We start from the raw sequence: 18,741 nt of genomic DNA, 5'->3' as shown, positions 1-18,741 counted from the left end.
AGGCATACGTCCTTATTAATAAAAGCGTTAATAAACCAAGATTCACATCAGTCTTTATTGCTTATAATTAGAGACTGAATAGATCCTTCTATAAAAACTTTTTTCTTTATCGCAAACACTTAGAAATTAAGCATTACAGCTATTCAACAACAAAGCGAATGGGACCTTGTAGTGTTTCAAAATTATAATAGCCAATAACTCGTCTAACTATTATAATTTAACGCTTATATGAACCTATAATAGTTGTTATCTAAAATTACTTTACTAGTCTTGGAATCAGTTAAAAAGAGATACTACACTCTATTAGTCAAACAGGTATCTGTTATATATTCTCAAGTGTTATCTATGGAAAAGGCTCATACTACAATTATTAATAATATGGACCCTTTTAATCATATTTATACCTATTTTTGTGAAAGTTTGATGCTATATCCTCATAATTTATTTACAAATCGGTTATATTTACTTATCATTAATGTTATATGAATAAAACTGTCAATCTCATAGCAACCATTTATAAGAATATGGGTGACAAAGGTACCTCATTAATCCTATATAACATTGATGCATTTCAAGTCCCAGTTAACAAAACATCAATATTTGGTGAGGATAGATACCGATCTGTTAATGTTCTGTTAACACTTTGAGTATAACATGTTAATCTTATCTTTCATGTTAATTTCAGATAAGAAAGGGATTCCTATTAGTACCGTCGAAAAACACTTAACATATCAATCTCACATTTCATGTTAATGTCATTTATCAGCGAAATTACATACTGCTAAGGAGGTAATACTATGATTAAGCAGGAAAATCACTCAGAACAAACCATGGTAGATGATGAGAACTCATTACACGAAGACGCTTTTGAAAAGGCCTGGCGAATAACAGAGTTTTCTAAGTTAGTAGGTAGACACCATAATACTGTTTATAATTGGTTTAATACGTTAGAAGAGAAGGGATTGCACGGGACTCTTAGAACCAATAATACAAATGAAAAGCTCTATAATTCATTAGATTTAAATATAGCTCTTTTCATAAAGCAGAAAAGGGATGAAAAGTGGTCTTTAGATGCCATAATCGAACTTTTACCGCATCAATTCGAACTAAGGCCCGTATCTCCTGAAAACCACTCTAACGAAATATTATCTCAATTTGATTTTCAGGACGCAGCTGAGACAATCGAAAAATTGGTGGAACAAAAGGTTCAAGCATATTTACAAAACATCGAAATACAATTTCAAGAGAAATTTGAAAATGTATTAAAAGCATTACCTCAGCCTGAAGATCCAATTGCTATTAAAGAACGTCAAAGACAAGAAAGACTGGATAACATAATAATTGAACATAGAGCTCGTAAAGAATTAAGAAGACAAGCTGAAAAACTCTGGAATGAAAAACCTGAGGAAGAGCGCATGAAAAAAGTTGGTTGGTTTAAAAAAGAGGAAGATTTAGCAAAAAAACACCTATTTATAGAGAATTATTTAAACGAAAATATGATAGAGTATATGAAATCTATTATGACATCCGAATAAAAAAGAGGCCCGGGATATTTCCAGGCCTCTTTTTTATTATTTTGATGTACCAAACATTTTGTCTGGATCCATAAATGCAGCTAATTCTTCATCATTCTCAGCATCTGCTGATGGTTCCTCATCACTTGTTCCCATATCGATGTAATCACCGAAATTAATACTGAAATCATCGTCTTGATCTTGCGTTTCAATTGTACTAATTTGGGATTTTTTGAACTGAATTTGATTTTGCTTCTCTTTAAATTCATTGAATTCTTCAACTAAACCCTTAGACAAACGGGACGGTAATGCATCAGTTTTATAGAACGTATACACACTGCCCATAAAATCATTTTTACTAATTAAATACCCATTAAATACCGTACCGTTGATTGGTAATGTATTCGTAACTTCTACTTTTGCATCATCCATAAATGAATCATCAATATTCTTTTGTTCGTCTAGAATTGCAAGCATTCCAAAATGATGCACCTTAGAGGCCTCCAACTCACCATCATCGTTCTTTTTCACTAATTCTATAGGATGGTGGAAAGAGCTTCCTTTCAACGATTCTGAGAACATATCTACTATTTCTTTACTATTTTCAATTTGATTCATATTGCGAGAAATTTTATTAATAACTAGACAACCAGTTTTCTCTAATAAAATACGTTTAAAGTCCTGTGAATCTAAAATAACAGATGTTCCTGCGCCATTAGAGGCTGTATTTAATTCATGGATGATTTCACCAATGCGCTGATTTGCATAGTCTCGTGAATTAGCAATACCTTTTTTCTCATTTTCGTTTAATCCCTTAAATTCATCATAGAAATGTTGGTTATCTGCGAAAACAACGAATGCAACACCTTTTGCTGGGTCATTTGCTAACTTCCAAATCTCTTGAGAGAATTTATTTACTTGTCTTAGTACATCAGGCCCATCAGCTCTTACAGGCAGTGTTACAACAATACCCATTTTAATAAAATCTTTACGTTCAATTGCATTATTGAATGCAATTTTTGCATACCTTTGTTGATTTGCTATTAATTCCTCTCTAGGAATTTTCATTGCCATACTTTTAAGTTCTTCAGCGATTATAGGTTTATTATGAAAAGCCGAGAATTCTTCAATTGCTTTAATGATTGTAGAAGTACCTGTTCCACCGCCTAAACCAGCAAAAAATAGTACCAATTCATCTGTTGGTCTTACACGCTCTGTGATGAATTCTTTTAACTTTTCTTTCGCTTCATCATTTGATTCTAGTACTTTTACAGCACGTTCTGGATTCTTCCCTAGTCCGCCTAATTTGAGTGATACTTGATTACTTGTAGGCACATTTTTTAATTCAGCTAAATCACCATCGTTACTATTTAGGGCAAGACAGTTGTACACAGATGCTCCATCCGTATGCTTATATTCAGCAAATTTATCTACCATTCTAGTTCCAGCCTGACCAAAACCAACCATTGTCATTTTTACTGCTACTTCGTTTTTCAGAAAGTTCTTCGCCATTATTTTATCTCTCCTTTTTCTTATCAATTGGTTTGTTTACGTCTTCCTAGTTCAATTAACACCTGTTGTCCTCTAATTGTTGAGATTAAAAATTTATAAGGATGCATAATCTTTTCAGTTATTAATGACATTGAAGATAATGTACTAACACTTACTTCAGCTGATCTTCTTGATATATTGGTTCGTTCAACCTCTAATGAGTACGATTTTCCCTTTAATTTCTTAACTCTCCTATCAATTACAACATTACCTACTATTTCATTTATTGAGATGCCTCTCATATATTTCGTCTCTTGGTATTGTTTATTTACCTCAGATCCTATGTAATGAAATACATTATAAAGTATTTCGTCCTCTTCAAGAATGTCTGCAAACATGTTCACAACTTCATCAGGAAATTTAATTACTTTATACTTTTCGCTCAATACCTCGTTCAAGTTTCCTCCCCCTTAAAACGTTGGTTAATTATTCCTACGAATATATTACATTAATATAAGACGTATATCAAGTGATTATATATAGAACTTACATATAAAGCGTACAAGTATTAAAGTTAGTTAAAATGTTGATATATAAACACGAATTTACACAGCGTACATGCACGCTGTATATAATATATATCAATTTTAGGTTTCATATAATTAACAATACATTCTATAAAACTATAAATTTAATATTTAATTTGACATTCTTTTGAATAATCCTTTATAAAAAATATCAAATTACAAACATTTCATGTTAAAACACTTCACAAAGCATCCATACGCTCTATTCATAAACTTTATATATACACTGTATATATAAACCCTTTAAAATAAAGGTTTTGTGGCTGCTATATCAATTTCATATCAACATATTTAACATACTTCTTTTCTGTACACCTTATATATAAAACCTATATATAAGGTGTATATATACAGCGTGTATAAAACATGCAAAAATCATTGCTCTTTTCATATCATATGGTTTGATATGAACATTTTAGTTTAATAAAGAGACCTTCGTATTCAACTAGATTTATTAACGATTTTTCTTCTATTTAAAACCATTGATAACGGAGATCTGTCAATGTCATGTTATAAATTCTCCTCTCAGTTATTAACTCACATAATTGCAAGTTCAATATCTCAAGTATTAGGCTCTACACATTCACTTGTTAATCTCATATGTACACCATCTTTATAATTAACATATAGAGTCAATGTTAATAAATTTAACTAAATTTATTATATTTTTGTGTAAGTATAGATTTACTAATTGAATTATACATATTACTGTAAGCTACCAACTTAACAAAGCAATAGATACATTAAATGACGATTAGTTCTGTTCAAGAAATTGGACCTGTTGTATATTCTGGCAAGAAAGGGGAAGGGGGGATAGCTGACAAGGTGGAAAGTGACTCAGGATACATCAGAAAGTGAAGAAATGTTAAATAGACTAATTTTGTACATTGGAACCTGTGAATCTAGCAATGGTTATTAAGTTTTAGTTTGAAGAGTTAAAAGTAGATTTTATACAATTTCCAGTTAACGTAGAGAATATACGTTCTCAAAAAGCTGTTGAACGAATAGGAGCAACAAAAGAGGGAACTTTTCGTAAATATAGAGTAAAGGCAGACGGAACCATTCAAGACAATATATTTTACAGTATTATTAGTGATGAATGGGAGTCAGTAAAAGAAAGATTGATTTATTTATTAGAGAAAGCATACTGTTAGTCTCACCTCTTCTTTTTTAACGAATTCTGTCCTTGTACAAGGGAAAGATGATAAAGAAAGGGATGTGTTGCACCATTTGGTTAAAAAGGTATCTAGATGAAAGAGATGATGAGGGGCTGTATTCGTCGTGCTTTCACGCCTGAATATTCCGAGTTTCTCCGCAATAACATTGTCAGGTGCTATAGCTTTACGCGGAAATTTTCTTTTGATACAAAGACTCTCCTGGAACGAGCCGCTAAAGAAATCACTGGAGCAAACACGATACAAATTGTAGATAGGATTGGCCAAACACTTCGTGAAAAATGAAGCAACGCTAAGAGAAATAGAGAACAAAGCGGATGCATTTTTCGGTAAGGAAAACTTTCAAACGAGCCTTATCCAATCTATTAACATACTTACTACTCAATAGAAAAAAATGCCTGTCACTACCTGGAAATGTCGAAGCTGCAAAATTCATTCGACATTTCCAGGATAATGACAATGGATTATTTTTCATAATTCTATTTTCTGGTCACCACGTTTTTCTAGGTTTTTAGCAGTTTTACTTTGGGCAACATCCTTTTGGTCTTTAAAGGTGCCCATGAGAAAATCATAGGCTGGATTCGTAACACCATACCAGTAATTTTCATTTTTGAAGTGATGCCATAAATGAACTTTTTTCATCCATCGTCCCCATGGTGATATTGGTTGAAGGGGGCGATGCGCGATATAATGCTTCCACTCATAAAATAATAAAAAGAGCATAATACCTGCAATAAATGCGTTTGTCATGACAAAGCTGGATGAAAGAAAATAAAAAATCGCTCCTGAAATTGCAATGTTTGGCACACTATACCATAAGGGTAAAAATAATAAATGTAATTCATTCGGATTTGTATGGTGATCATAATGTAGGCGCTTAAGCATTTTTAATAAGAATGCATTCTTTGGTGGCTTTAGATGAAAAATAAACCTGTGAGTAGCGTACTCAGCTAAGGAATACATAATCATTCCCAAAATAAAAGCACCCCAAATTCCGATAGAGGTTAAATGTAAAATCATAAATCCAAAGCTAGCGAGGAAAAGACAGCTCATGATCAAAATATCAGGATAGGAAAAATATTCTTTAAAATATTTTAGTTTCATTTATCACGCCTCCAGCTTTCTTTATTTTTTTCTATCTTTCCAGAGAGCCAAGCTTTTCTCCAATGTTGTCTTACACAATCTTTCCGCTTCAATTGCATCTCCCTTTAATGCAGCTTTTAATAAGTCGTGATAATAGTTGAAGGATAACTCACGATGATCTTTTACAGAAAAATACCTTTTTGCCATATCTACATAAATGGAATCGAAGCTATTTAAAATGAGTAGAAAGATCGGATTGGCAGCAAGCCCAGCACACCTTTTTTGCAAATCCCAATCAAATGCTGCATAGCTTTCTGCACTATCTTCAAGTTGCTCAAGATTAGCAAGGAGAGCAACCACTTTAGGTTGATTAAACGTAACAGCATTACGAATATAAGTCGGAGTCAACGAACTTCTAAATTCTAATAAATACATAATAAATTCATCTGTAATGGTATGATGATTCTCAACAATATTTATAAGTGTCGTTAGATTACCATTGCTCCAATAATCATTAATAGTCGATGGCATTCCTTTTCTACCTGTTATCCATCCACTCCTTTCTAAACGTTGAAGCGCCTCCCTAATAGTTGGGCGACCAACACCAAATTCTTTCGCAAGCTCTCTTTCCGGCGGTAAAGTACTTCCTACAGAATAAACACCAGCCAATATGAATCTAATTAATTCATTCTCAATTTTATCTGAGGAGCGTTCCTTTTCTCTCAAGCCATCGTCCCCTTTATTTTTTGGTAATACATGTTAAAGATATTGGTAATACCAAAAATTATATAACGAGTTTGAATTTTCTGTCAATAATATTCATTAAAAAAGAGGAAACCATTTTCAAAGTGGTTTCCTCTTTTTTGCTTACATAGACTCAATTATCATTTGTCTTTCATACCATTTTGTTAACTTATCATTAACACTGTTTGAAATCCGTTTCATTTTCTTATTACAGAATCTCGATAGTGTAGCAGGGGATAAGCCTAACTCATCTGCTATTTCGCGCATTGTTCTATTTTGATGCATATGTTGGTGCATAATTTTCTCTCTAATTAGCTCCTCAGTACTTACTGTACTATGAGCTATCGTATTTATAATCACATTATTTTCTTGCTTATCCGGAGTATCAATTACCTTTTTCTTTGCCAAACTCCCGATATTATCCATTAACTCTTTTGGTGGTAAAATGATGATTCCTAATTTTGAGTAATAATTCTTAAACCAGTTCCGTTCTCCAATTCTTGATTCATCAATTTCCTCAGCGTACTCCCAATGTGAAATAACTTTTTCTTTTTCTAAATCTATTAATACATTTTCTAATTGCTCACGAATACGGTGGGGGCGTCCCTTAGCTATATTAATCCCCATAACAGACAATAGTCCTTTTTCTCCATCAATTGAATATGGTCTTTTTAAATTACTGTACTGTTGTCGAATTCTCCATTGCCAAGATAAATAGCGAATTAGTCGCTTATGGAATTTGTGTCGATAACTATTATACTCCAATGCTTTTTTAGATAATAACGCTGTTGTGCTACTAGATCCGTATAAATACATCGACAAAAAGCTACCTGGCTTTATTCTACAAGATTCAATACCTACGTAATCATTGGTATTTTTATCTCTCCAAAGAACTACAGAATCTAAAACGAAAAGTCTTTTAATTATTTCACGTTTCATTTCAAATTGCTCACCAGTTTCTGCACGATCATTTAAAACCACGACTTCATTATCGTCATTTAAATAAATAAAGATACTCGCCAAAGCAGCTATACGTTGTGCAATTTTAATTTTATCTTCTGCACGATAATACTCTATACCATTTGCTGATGCTTTTGGAATATTACACATATCTAGTACATTTTCATAGCTGAAATCAATAAAATCATCTGGAGATTTCGCTTGATTCAACCACTGTATTGTAATTGTATCTAAACAGTCTGCGGTAAGATCATCCATGTTACTAATAACACCATCGACTAGTATTGACCATCTTTCTGCTTCATTGGTGTTTACTAGCCTTAAATCTTCATCCTTGTGTGATGATAGCTGAGCAACTCCGCTTGTATTTTTAGTTTCTAATGGTAAAACAGGCACTGCTCCTACTTCATCTTCTTCAAAGTGATTCTTGGCTATACCATCTCGTAGTTGATAATATACCGCATCATTACTTACAGGATAGTAATCCTCTTGTAGATCACTTGAATGCTCTTTTAACTTTTCATCTGTTGTATTAGATATTATAGCCGTTTCAACTTCTTCAGATGTACTTCCAAATTCTTGCTCTATTATTTTATCGAGTACATTCCGAATCTCAATTTTATATTTATCTAGATTTGCGTATATATGCAATAATGAAATCCCTTGTTCTTGTCTCTGACCTAACCAAGAGACAAGTGCTGAAAATGAAGGGGATATATTAGCTGAAGTTACTACTTTGTCATGATTTCCTTGTACTTCCTCATAATATCTATTCCACTTTTCCCATAGCTGCGTGTTCTTTTCATACATTGGAGCAGCAAGTAAAAGGGCATCGCTAAACAACACTAATACTTTCTCCATATTAAAAACCTCCTTACTAAATTCCCACCAATTAGAAATATTAATTATAGAACTTGATACGTTATAGCTATATGGTGGCAACATAGCATATAAGTTGAAACGTTATCAGAATAATCTATATCGAGAAATGATTTATCGAACAGTATTTGTCCTATCAAGTAAACATTCTTGTACTTGTATTATATAAGACTGTACTTATTTGTAAAATTACTACTTTACACCACAATCTCCATGCGGGAAACCCATTTGGCATTAAATAGTGTAAATCATACTTTTAAAGTGAAACGTAATTGTCCCTTTTCTTACAAATGAAATGAAATATTATGACTGTATGATAACAATTACTTTCTGATCAAGAAACATCGATGAAATGTCGGTTTCATCTAAAAAATTCTGAAAGTCACTCTATACAATGATGCAAACACCTCTACTTTTATGAAACACCATAGCTGCATTGTGGCAAGTTCTATTAAAAACTTGAAATGGTTTAGCTTTATGGTGGCAAGTATATTCTCAACAAAAATGCAAATGGATTGTCGGGTTTTATCTAACAAGAATTAACGGTATTTCATACTTCGATACAAATACCTCTACTTTTATGAAACCCTATAGCTACATTTTGGCAAGTTCTATCGAAAACTTGAAACGATTTAGCTTTATGGTGGCAAGTATGTTCTGAACAAGAAATGCTAATAGATTGTTGAATTTCATTTAACAAGAATTAACGTTATTCCATATAGCGACACGAATACCTTTACTTTTATGAAACATCATAGCTACATTGTGGCAGGTACTATTGAAAACTTGAAACGTTATAGCTTTATGGTGGCAACAACTCTTTAAATATGAAACATTAACGCACTAAAATCTGTTCATATAAAAAAAATATTTTTTATTTAAATTAGTGCTAAACATTGATATAAAGCCATTCTTTAAAAAAACTAAAAAACCCCAATGAAATGCTATAGCTATATGGTGGCAACAACTTTTTTTAAAAAAAACCTATAAATCCATATGTAACAAGGGTTTAGGTACATTTCAAGCGCAATGAAACATTGATTTCAAACATGAAACGGCATAGCTTTATGATGGCAACAATCCAAAAAAAACATGAAACGCATATAGCTATATGATGGCAATACTTCCTTGACGTAAATTAACATGAAAACGCTATACCACAATATTTATGAATGAATTCTAAACATTATTTAGTCATTTCAAAACTTGAAACGTTATAGCTATATGGTGGCAACAACTTTTAACCCAAAGTGCTAAAAAACCTAGTATATCAAGGTTTAGGTGCTGTTTCATTAATTTCAGATACGTTTCATATTCAAAATACCTTATAGCTTTATGGTGGCCAAAATATTTTTTTTGTGAAACGCTGAATCCCTTGTGCCTCTAAGGATGAGGCTGCGTTTCACATTTTTGATTTTCCTCTTAAAGAGACACATTTCACCAAGATTCGATTTGATATAATCAAAATTGAATTTTTATATCCTATTTAGATAAAAACTGAAACTCATAATAAGAGGAGGTGAAAAAGATGGCTAAACCTTTCGTTATAAAGAACAAACGTAGTTTAAATGGTGAAACAACAACTCCGGTATTAGTAACAATTAAAGCATGGCAAAAATTAGTGGAAGCTTTAGAAGGCAAATACTATAGCTTTAAAGATACATATCTAGAAGATATCGTAAATTCAATGTCTTACGAGGAACGAATTGCAGATGAAGAAGGGTTTGTTGAAAAAGCCAAACCATCTTTTTCACTTCAAATGAAAAATCTCTTCACTAAAGCAAATGGTAGAAAGCATAAGCTATATGGTATTACTAATGCAGATCTAGAAGTATTTCTATTTCTACATAAAAAATGTAATACCTATGGTGAACTTTCTCATGTTTCCATTCACATGCTTTGGGAGGACTACAAAAACTATAAAGAAGCATTTTCACATATTCATCATTCACAATTCTATGTTGCGTTGAAAAAGCTTAGCTTACACAACATCATTGAAATTGAGAATGAGTACAGTGGTAAATATAAAATTACATTAACTGATTTTATGAACAAGGAAACGAATAAAGCGAATCCTTACACGTTTATCAGCCCAATTGTATTTACAAAAGAGTTCTTCGATTTATCCATTGCTGCTAAAAAGCTATTTATTGATATCGCAATGCAGCAAAAACGAGAAACTACTTTGAAACGTTCACTATACAAATTTGATGAACAAGGACAACAGACTCATTTTGGCGGTATGTATCGCTTCTTACATAAGAAATACCCACATCAAATACGTTCTGTAATGGCTGAATTAACAACTAAATCTACTGCTACTGGATCTTCTTTTTTTAAAATTTGCAAATTAGAAAAAGGGAAAAAGAATAAAAAACAGTATACAACACTGTATTTATCTGTACACCCTGATTTCTTGTGTAATAAGGAAATAGGGGAAGAGTATCGTGATCCATTTACACCAAGACTTACATATAAACGTAAAGCTCAGTTCATTGAAGAATCGTTAGTTGAAATGAATATTGCAGAATTTACAAAAGATATAAACCAATTTGTAAATGTCTTAAAACATTCCTGTCATCGTCAAATCCGCCAAGTGATTCGTGGATTACGAGAAATGATTGATAGACAAGAGGGTTTCCCTAAAAATCTTGTTTATACACTAAGCAAATTATTAAAGCAGTCTTCTCAATATCGCGTATTAGATACTGCTGCTAAAACAGGTATTTATTCTCTGATTACACATAATGTATCGAAAGAAAAGCAAGAAGATGCGGTATTTAAATTTGGTACTCACTTTGCTATTTATTCATTACAAAATGTTAAGAAGTTATTCTGTAAAGCGCATGACCTTCTTCATTCTACATATGCGGTTCCTGTGACTGAAGAAGCATACCATCGTAATTATATGCAGTATCAAGAAGAAACACTATTTAGGAAGTATGCTTTTGAGCAAGGCGTAAATGTTAACGCATATATTGCATTAGAAATTAAAATTCGTGAATTATTAAAATCTCATGGCCATAAAGAACATCATATTCCAAGTGATATTCGCGAACTGTTCATTGAAAAAATAGATAGATTGCCTAAGGAAAAAATCCGCGTAATTGAAGTTCCTAAAGACTTTAATTTAATCGATTTTCTTCATTCCTTAGAAGCTTATTACCGTAAAAATAGTGAAATACCATGCACGGTAGATCAGCTGCTTCCTGCAATGTAAAATCACATGCTCTCCTTTTTTGAAAAATCAAAGAAGGAGGGCTATTCGTGCTGAAATTAGAAATTATATTCGTACTATCCAAACATAAAAGAGAGAGATTCTGAAATTTGAGTTAGAATACCTCTCTTTTTTTATACACTTCTATACAAAATTCCTAAAATATAATCAGTAATTCACAATTTTACTTTACTTTTTTCTGAACATTCGTTCTCTTACTGGCATTTAATCTACTAAAAATCGTAAATATATATATTAATTCAGTGGATATCTTAATAATATTGTCCAAATGTGTACAATAAAATAGCTCAAAGCTTTATATATAAACGTTTTATATATAAAGCTACTTAAAATCAGAATGTTTTTTGTTAATAATGTTGATTTACTGAATTATGTCTATAACTTACTTCTAAATGTTAATAAAATGTGGGTTATTTTATAACGTATGTGGAAATCATATTATTAATTTAAGCTAGACTATCATTAATCTTATATACACTTTTACGCATCAAAATGATGCTGATTATATGTAGGTTAATTAATTCAACTTTATGATATTTTGTATATTTAGAGCGACGTAAAACGCAATAAATACATTTCCAATAAGTGTTTTTTTCGATTTTTTATGGTTCTATAGCTCTGCAGACACTGTTATTACTGAGTTTGTAGGCCATTTTTCATGAGTATAATAGTTTTATCTTTATATTCTTTTTATATAAAAGATATATATTATATTAGGTTTTAAAGTACTATCCGAAAAATGCGCATTTCTTGATTATCTAAAAGGTAATAGTCTTTCACTAAGTAAAAAATAAATTTAAATACTTGAAGATACTGATGGTATTATTTTATAAAAGATGTGTAATCAGTATGAAAAGGAAAATTAGTTCAAATAGAAGCATTATCAGTATGAACTAAAGGGAAGAGATGTATTAATTGCTCAGATAACAATTATACGCTGAGTTTATCCATATAAACCTTAATTGGAAGAGACAATACAATATCATCTTAAATGAACAAACAACTCATGAGGAGTCGATAAGACCTATATTAGAGTAAAAAGACAACTGATTTTGTCGAACAAGTCTGCCTAAGATTGAAAATACTTTATACATAAGGTGTTTGGTTTAGCTTTATAAACTAGTAATTTACAGGATTCTTTTTACATATTGAAAATATGCTAAGCTTCCTAAAAAAAATAAAAACATTAGAATTAATTTTTGACCTTTCATACTTACTACAGCAAGCTATTCAAGCTTACAATTTCGGGACTGGATTTTTTGACTTTATTGGTGCAAATGGTGGCAAGTATACGAAAGAATTAGCAATCTAATTTTCGCAACAACAGTATCAAAAAGTAAAACATACTGGTATGTATCATTGTCTTAGACCAGAAGCCGTACTGTATCAAGCGTGCTAAGGCGATATTTTGTACGTTGACGTAGTTTTAAAATATTATCAGCCGGGTTCTGTCGTTTCTGGTGGAGGAAATGCAGGAAGTGGAGGAAGTAGCGGTTCAAAAGTTGCCGATGTAGGTGCCAATGGATAGGGCGTTCTACGTATGTATTTGGTGGAGGACATAACACAAATGACATTGCAAGAGGGATTTTTGATTGTTCAAGTTTTGTGCGCTGGGTGTTCGAACAAGTAGGGATGTATACCAGTCCGATGGGAGCTGTAAGTACTGAAACATTAAATAAAATCGGTACAAAAGTATCGGTATATGATATGAAACCAAGTGACGTTATTTTCTTTGATACCTACAAACATGCCGGACACGTTGGCATTGTAATTGATAAAAATACTTTCATTGGATGCCAAACGAATAAAGGTGTTTCCATTGAAGATCTAAATAATCCGTATTGAAAAAAGTCTTTTCTGGTTATGTAAGAAGGTTCTAAAAACCTAAAGAATAGGAGACTGAAAGAATGAAAGATAAACGCAAATCTTTGTTTATTGTGTTTGTCATTTTAGTTGTAGGTGTGACAGCTTTTAATATCTATTTGAGCAAAAAATCAATGAGTGATGGAAAAGAAAAACAGTTAAAACTCTCAAATGAATTACTAACAAAACAAAATGAAGACTTAAAAAGACGACTTAATAAGGTGCTTGCCTCCGCACAAGAACAACAGAAAAGAGCGTATTTATCGACAGCCGAAACCAATCGAAATGAAGTTTTATTTACAAGAAAATGAACCCGATCAAAAGGAAGTAAATGTGTTAGCTGAATTTATAAATGTCACGACTGATTCAACACAAAATCGAGAAGAAAAAGTCAACAATGTGTTACGAATCATCATAAAAAAGAAAAGGAAACATGGCGAGTTACAAGTGTAGAAGAGCTCAATATGAAAGTTTTATAACAAAAAAGGTGAGGATGTGATAGGTGCAATCAGTAAGAAGAGTGAAAGAATTAATTTGAGAAGAAATAAGTCGTGGATCTACCTAGCAATTATCGGCTTTCTATTTTGCGGTTTTTTCGCTTTCTTGACATCTAAAATTTACATGCCGAACGATGAAAAACTATTCCATACGGAAACACACAAAGTAATCAAGTTGTCGGGAATGGGGAAATTGATTGTAGAACAGAGGGAGTACAATCCACATAAAAACTTCATAGAAATTCGATTTTGGATAGAAGGATATGAGGAAACTGGCTTTACGTTTAAGGCACAAGAAAAAGGAAAGCCAGGTGTTCAATTACCTGTCAATTTGTTGTATGAAGAGAACGGAAATTACGTGATAGAAGTCAAAGAATTATCTCCAAATTGGGGAGCTTTAGCTTTAGATATTTACAATAAAAACAGTGAAAAAGAACAAATGGATATTCGGAAGTTTACACAAGATGTTAACGAGTACGAAGATGAAAATACAAGTACAAAGAGTCCAAATAAACTTGTTCAGACGATTTTTACCGATCAAAGAAAAACAAAAGCAAATGATGAATTGTTAGCTGAAGATAAAAAAACATATGAGTTAGATTTTATAGAAAGAGACAAAAAAGATATTGAAACAAAGATCGAAAATTATGGAAAAGCAATCAAACTTGAAGAAGAAAATGCAAAGACAATTTATGAGAAAGTAAAAGAACTAAAAGATGAAATGAAGTACCAAACTGAAGCGGAAAAAACGGAAACACAATCAAAAATAGCATCCTTAGAATCCAAAATAAAATCATCAGAAAAGAACGTTGAATTGTTTATAGGAGAACAAAAAATTGCACGAGATAAGATCAAAAAATTAGAGCAAAAGGCACAAGAAATTAATAAAAATTGAAAAAAGACATAGGGACACGGAAGGGACATTGAGGAAAAATATAGGGACGTGATGGAGACATTAACGAAAAATATGGGGACGTAATGGGGACATTCAACTTCTTTCCTTGTTCCCATCGTTTTGCTAGGCTCCGCCTAGCTTCACACCCTAGGTGGGAACAAAAACCCCTTATGCTCTTCTCACTATTTTTTGATCTCTACCCAAAATTGCAGAAAGGAGAGGGGAAAGTGGAAATTAGAATTAGAGAAGTAGATCCAATTGCCGTAAAGAAAATAGATGAAATTGCAAAGAGGAAAGGATTATCCAGGCAGAAATTTTTGAAAGACCATACTAATGAAGCACACTATTCAAAAGATTGCTTTACCTTTAAATTTTTTATACAGTGTTCAACCAGGGAACGTTTCTTACGTAAGGAAGGGGTTTAAGGGGTTATATGAAAAGAATGAAAAATGTAATGTTGTTAGTGTTATGTTTCTTATTTTTGAGTGGCTGTGTTAATACTAATGAAGATCAGGTTAAAAAATATATAAAAGAAAAACATGGAATCGATGTTGTTGTAACAGATTGGGGCGCTATGCATGAAGGGAATATGGGACATACATACCATACTGTTCAAGTAAAAAACAACAAAAATATTCAATTTAGAGTAGAGGTAGATGGTTTCTTATATTCAAAAATAAAAGGTGATGAATACCAATACGGAAAAAACACATATGAGGAATATAAGAAATTAAAACCAATTCTAGAAGAAATTAAAAAGTTAGGTTACGAGGAATCTGAAAATGAAAATGTTCTTCAATATATTTTGGCTTATGATAATACAGGAGGAAAACCCACTGATGAGTTGTTATTAACTTTAAAATCGAGTAACAAGATTGATTATAGTCAATTTGAATCAACAGAATTAGATCGTTTATATGCTCTATTTCAACTCATTCAGAAGAGTAATAGAAAGATAACAGAACTTGATATTAATGATCATAATGGAGAATCTATAGGTTTACCTTTCAATAATGTGCAAAAAGTTATAACGAAAGAAGAACTGCTACTAACAATGAAAAACACTTTAAGAAGTTATTGGACATATTTGATTCAAACTCAAACAAAAGTAGGTGAAAGGTTAAAAGAAATTCAAAACGACCGTTTTGTAATTGAAGGTATTACTTGTTCAGATCCGAAAGATGGGGAGTGTCCGAAGTATAAGGTGACTTTAGTTTTTAATGACAGTACGATGCAATATTATAACAATCCCTATGTAGTTGAGGATCTGAGAAAGGTAGTCACTATCCTTAAAGAAGAACTGTATAATGAAAAATTTGACATATTTTTAACCAACAAGGATGGAACAAGATATTCACTCTGGCTATCATCAGAAACAATCAAAAAAAGTAATAACATCGAAGAACTTATAAAATAACAATCTCCTAAAGAATAAATCTAAAGCACTTTTTACGTTTGTTATTTGGTGTGAAAGCATAATATAAGTTAGTAAAAAAAATCATTTGTTTAAGAGTGTAAGAGCATGTTTTAGCATATGCTCTTTTTTTCTAATGGATTCGCTAAAATCAGTAGTAATAAGTTAAGTATATTTTATCTTAATAACCTCCCAACAAGCTAAAAAGTAGGAGGTTACTTCATTTCTAGAAACAAAAATTTATCAATTCTGAACACCATTGATTAGTTGTACCGTTTTAAAGAAAGTAATACCGCTTGCAAAAAAGTTACATTGTTTTATTCCTTTTCGATTAAAGAATTCTAAATGTGTTTTAATTAGACTTTTTTGAATTTATTTTCTGTAGATTAAGGATCTGTAAGTTGTTTTAATCCCTTTAATGTGTTGTTCCAGAATCGTGCATATTGCCTAATTTACTATCAAATGCTTGCCGCCAACCCTGTCCCGTCTCTCCTGCTTCTTGTACCTTATGTATATTCAAAACAAATTACTGCTTTTCTTAATTCTTTATTAAAGAATAGGTATATACGATCCGCACCATAAGCTTGAAAGTAATAGCCTGTAGCAAATCCAACATATGTAAATGGATGGCCATCTTCATCTTTTGGCACATACAGTAGATTGGTATAGTCAAAAATTTCGTCTTCGCTAACGCAATCTTCCAATAATTCTTGCCCTTCTTCTGTCATAAAACGTATATCACCCAGGATTCCATTTACCTTGGGATAATCTAATCCCCAACCATTTGTTTGTTTTTCGACAAACTCTTGCTCTAATGCTTCTACGGATGTAAATTCTTTTTCAAAGCTAGAATAAGGATGAATTTTCTGATTACGTCGGAAAAATTCTTTACGGATTTGATAGTCTTTTTCATTACGTACATAGGCTTTCTCTACAATGTCGGAAGGATTTTTCTCAAATTCAAAGTAATTCCAATCTGCTTCAAATTTATACTTTCCTTCAACGACATCAAAGCCTAACGTATCTTCTTTCGTAAAATTCGTGTGAAACGGTTGGGTAAAATCGCCAACGCACCCGTCGTGAATTTCCTTTGCTGACACAATATGTAACCATTCGTTCAATTCAGGTTCAATGCATTGTAAGTTTATGGAGCAAATGGGTAAAAAGTGTTTTTTATGCTGTTCCAAATTATCATAAAATACTTCTTCATATGCAGGAAACGGTTTAATGAATTGTTTAGAAATGTTCATCTTTTTCCCCACCTTTATATGAGGTTTTTGTTTAATTTTATCATTTTATCTGAAATGTAAACACAAATTTTCTATATAAATTGGCTATCTAGTCTAATACTTTATTTTAATAAAACCTCGTTTCTCTAAATAAAAACTATTCATCAGTCTAAATCCTTATTTTATTAAAACAGGAGAATAAGAATGGAGAAATCCCAATAATTCAGCGATACTCAGTCTAAAACATTCTTTTAATTATACACCTATGATTCTACAGAAAGAATAACGTATGTTTTCATTTTAGGGGGCTTTTCTTTTTATTAGGTTGATAGCGATGGGGTAGCACCACACATCCATCAACTTAAGGATTTAGACTATTCTTGAAGGTGAAAGCACGTTACTATTCTCTTATGTTAATGAGAAAGGGTGACGTGCTTTTTATGAATATCCATCAAAAACAAGAGTTGTCTTTATTTGCCGAAGAGTTATATCGCTATTTGTCTCCCGCTACACTTAATCAATTAGCTATAGACGCAGGCGGAATGAAACGAAAACGTAAGTGCCATGGGCACCATTTTTTATCTTTGTGTGTATGGTTAAATCAACAAATCGCTACTACCTCTCTTACTCAACTTTGTAGTCAATTAGAAACTTCAACAGGAATTTTATTAAGTCCTGAGGGACTTAATCGGCGATTTAACTCGGCTTCTGTAGCCTTCTTTCGAACTGTATTTACTTCACTTCTACAAGCTAAAATTGGGGGATTATCTAAGATTTCTCATGCTCTTTCTGCTTACTTTGAGCGTATTCTTATCCTTGATTCTACAACATTTCAAGTGCCGGATCGATTTGCATCTACTTATCCTGGTGCCGGAGGATGTAGTCATAAAGCTGGTGTAAAAATTCAACTAGAGTATGACTTGTTGAGTGGAGAATTTTCTGATGTGAAAATTGAACCAGGAAAACGAAGTGATCAGGCGTATGGTGCGACTCGAACAGGTATGGCACAAAAGAATGAACTATATATTCGTGATTTAGGATATTTTCGTCTACAAGACTTTAAGTCTATTCAAGACAAGCAGGGATATTATTTATCACGTCTTAAGTTACCAACTAAAATATATAGAAAAGAGTTCGAAACAGTGGTATTTAAAACAAAACCCGCTCAATTG

The 18,741-nt window shown here is 32.1% G+C and carries 12 protein-coding genes and 2 pseudogenes; 8 read left to right on the top strand and 6 right to left on the bottom strand.

Features of this window, described 5'->3' with window-relative positions; translation table 11 throughout:
* The first annotated feature begins 797 nt into the window (after window positions 1-797).
* Window positions 798-1,535, top strand: a complete 738-nt coding sequence (locus BAU27_RS23015) for a terminase gpP N-terminus-related DNA-binding protein (protein WP_071772059.1) — start codon at window positions 798-800, stop codon at window positions 1,533-1,535.
* Window positions 1,536-1,571: 36 nt separating this feature from the next.
* Here the strand turns inward: BAU27_RS23015 and BAU27_RS23010 are convergent, their stop codons facing one another.
* The 5 genes from BAU27_RS23010 to BAU27_RS22985 all read right to left on the bottom strand — a co-directional run bounded on the left by BAU27_RS23010 (window position 1,572) and on the right by BAU27_RS22985 (window position 8,415).
* Complete coding sequence (locus BAU27_RS23010) at window positions 1,572-3,026, bottom strand: FtsZ/tubulin family protein (RefSeq protein WP_071772058.1); 1,455 nt, start codon at window positions 3,024-3,026, stop codon at window positions 1,572-1,574.
* Between the two features lie 23 nt (window positions 3,027-3,049).
* Complete coding sequence (locus BAU27_RS23005; protein WP_071746641.1) at window positions 3,050-3,463, bottom strand: hypothetical protein; 414 nt, start codon at window positions 3,461-3,463, stop codon at window positions 3,050-3,052.
* Window positions 3,464-5,238: 1,775 nt separating this feature from the next.
* Window positions 5,239-5,871: a sterol desaturase family protein gene (locus tag BAU27_RS22995; RefSeq protein ID WP_071772057.1), complete on the bottom strand. Its 633-nt coding sequence runs from the start codon at window positions 5,869-5,871 to the stop codon at window positions 5,239-5,241.
* A gap of 21 nt (window positions 5,872-5,892) precedes the next feature.
* On the bottom strand, window positions 5,893-6,576 hold the full coding sequence (locus tag BAU27_RS22990; RefSeq protein WP_071772056.1) for a GntR family transcriptional regulator: 684 nt from the start codon (window positions 6,574-6,576) through the stop codon (window positions 5,893-5,895).
* Window positions 6,577-6,717: 141 nt separating this feature from the next.
* On the bottom strand, window positions 6,718-8,415 hold the full coding sequence (locus BAU27_RS22985; protein ID WP_071772055.1) for a helix-turn-helix domain-containing protein: 1,698 nt from the start codon (window positions 8,413-8,415) through the stop codon (window positions 6,718-6,720).
* A gap of 1,546 nt (window positions 8,416-9,961) precedes the next feature.
* Between BAU27_RS22985 and BAU27_RS22980 the strand changes: the two genes are divergently transcribed.
* The 6 genes and pseudogenes from BAU27_RS22980 (at window position 9,962) to BAU27_RS22955 (ending at window position 16,343) form a co-directional block, all read left to right on the top strand.
* Window positions 9,962-11,653 carry a hypothetical protein gene (locus BAU27_RS22980; RefSeq protein WP_071772054.1) on the top strand — a complete coding sequence of 564 codons (1,692 nt, stop codon included), beginning with the start codon at window positions 9,962-9,964 and terminating at the stop codon, window positions 11,651-11,653.
* Between the two features lie 1,234 nt (window positions 11,654-12,887).
* A pseudogene (locus tag BAU27_RS22975) lies at window positions 12,888-13,551 on the top strand (C40 family peptidase); the annotation flags it as partial.
* Window positions 13,552-13,578: 27 nt separating this feature from the next.
* A pseudogene (locus BAU27_RS32965) lies at window positions 13,579-14,013 on the top strand (MerR family transcriptional regulator).
* Between the two features lie 16 nt (window positions 14,014-14,029).
* The gene (locus tag BAU27_RS22965) at window positions 14,030-14,926 is read left to right on the top strand and encodes a hypothetical protein (RefSeq protein WP_071772053.1); all 897 of its coding nucleotides are present in this window, start codon (window positions 14,030-14,032) and stop codon (window positions 14,924-14,926) included.
* A 227-nt stretch (window positions 14,927-15,153) separates the two neighbouring features.
* On the top strand, window positions 15,154-15,351 hold the full coding sequence (locus BAU27_RS31950) for a hypothetical protein (RefSeq protein ID WP_139254678.1): 198 nt from the start codon (window positions 15,154-15,156) through the stop codon (window positions 15,349-15,351).
* An 8-nt stretch (window positions 15,352-15,359) separates the two neighbouring features.
* Window positions 15,360-16,343: a hypothetical protein gene (locus BAU27_RS22955; protein WP_071772051.1), complete on the top strand. Its 984-nt coding sequence runs from the start codon at window positions 15,360-15,362 to the stop codon at window positions 16,341-16,343.
* Window positions 16,344-16,846: 503 nt separating this feature from the next.
* Here the strand turns inward: BAU27_RS22955 and BAU27_RS22950 are convergent.
* Window positions 16,847-17,590, bottom strand: coding sequence for a siderophore biosynthesis protein (locus BAU27_RS22950; RefSeq protein ID WP_071772050.1), 744 nt, complete (start codon window positions 17,588-17,590; stop codon window positions 16,847-16,849).
* A gap of 419 nt (window positions 17,591-18,009) precedes the next feature.
* On the opposite strand from BAU27_RS22950, the gene BAU27_RS22945 reads away from it, so the two are divergent.
* A partial coding sequence (locus BAU27_RS22945) for an IS4 family transposase (RefSeq protein WP_139254677.1) occupies window positions 18,010-18,741 on the top strand: 732 nt, incomplete at its 3' end.

It is taken from the genome of Bacillus sp. NH11B, assembly GCF_001884205.1.
GTDB lineage: Bacteria > Bacillota > Bacilli > Bacillales > Bacillaceae_G > Bacillus_A > Bacillus_A proteolyticus.
The sequence above is the reverse complement of the archived record's forward strand: the minus strand, read 5'-3'. Positions and strand labels throughout refer to the sequence as shown.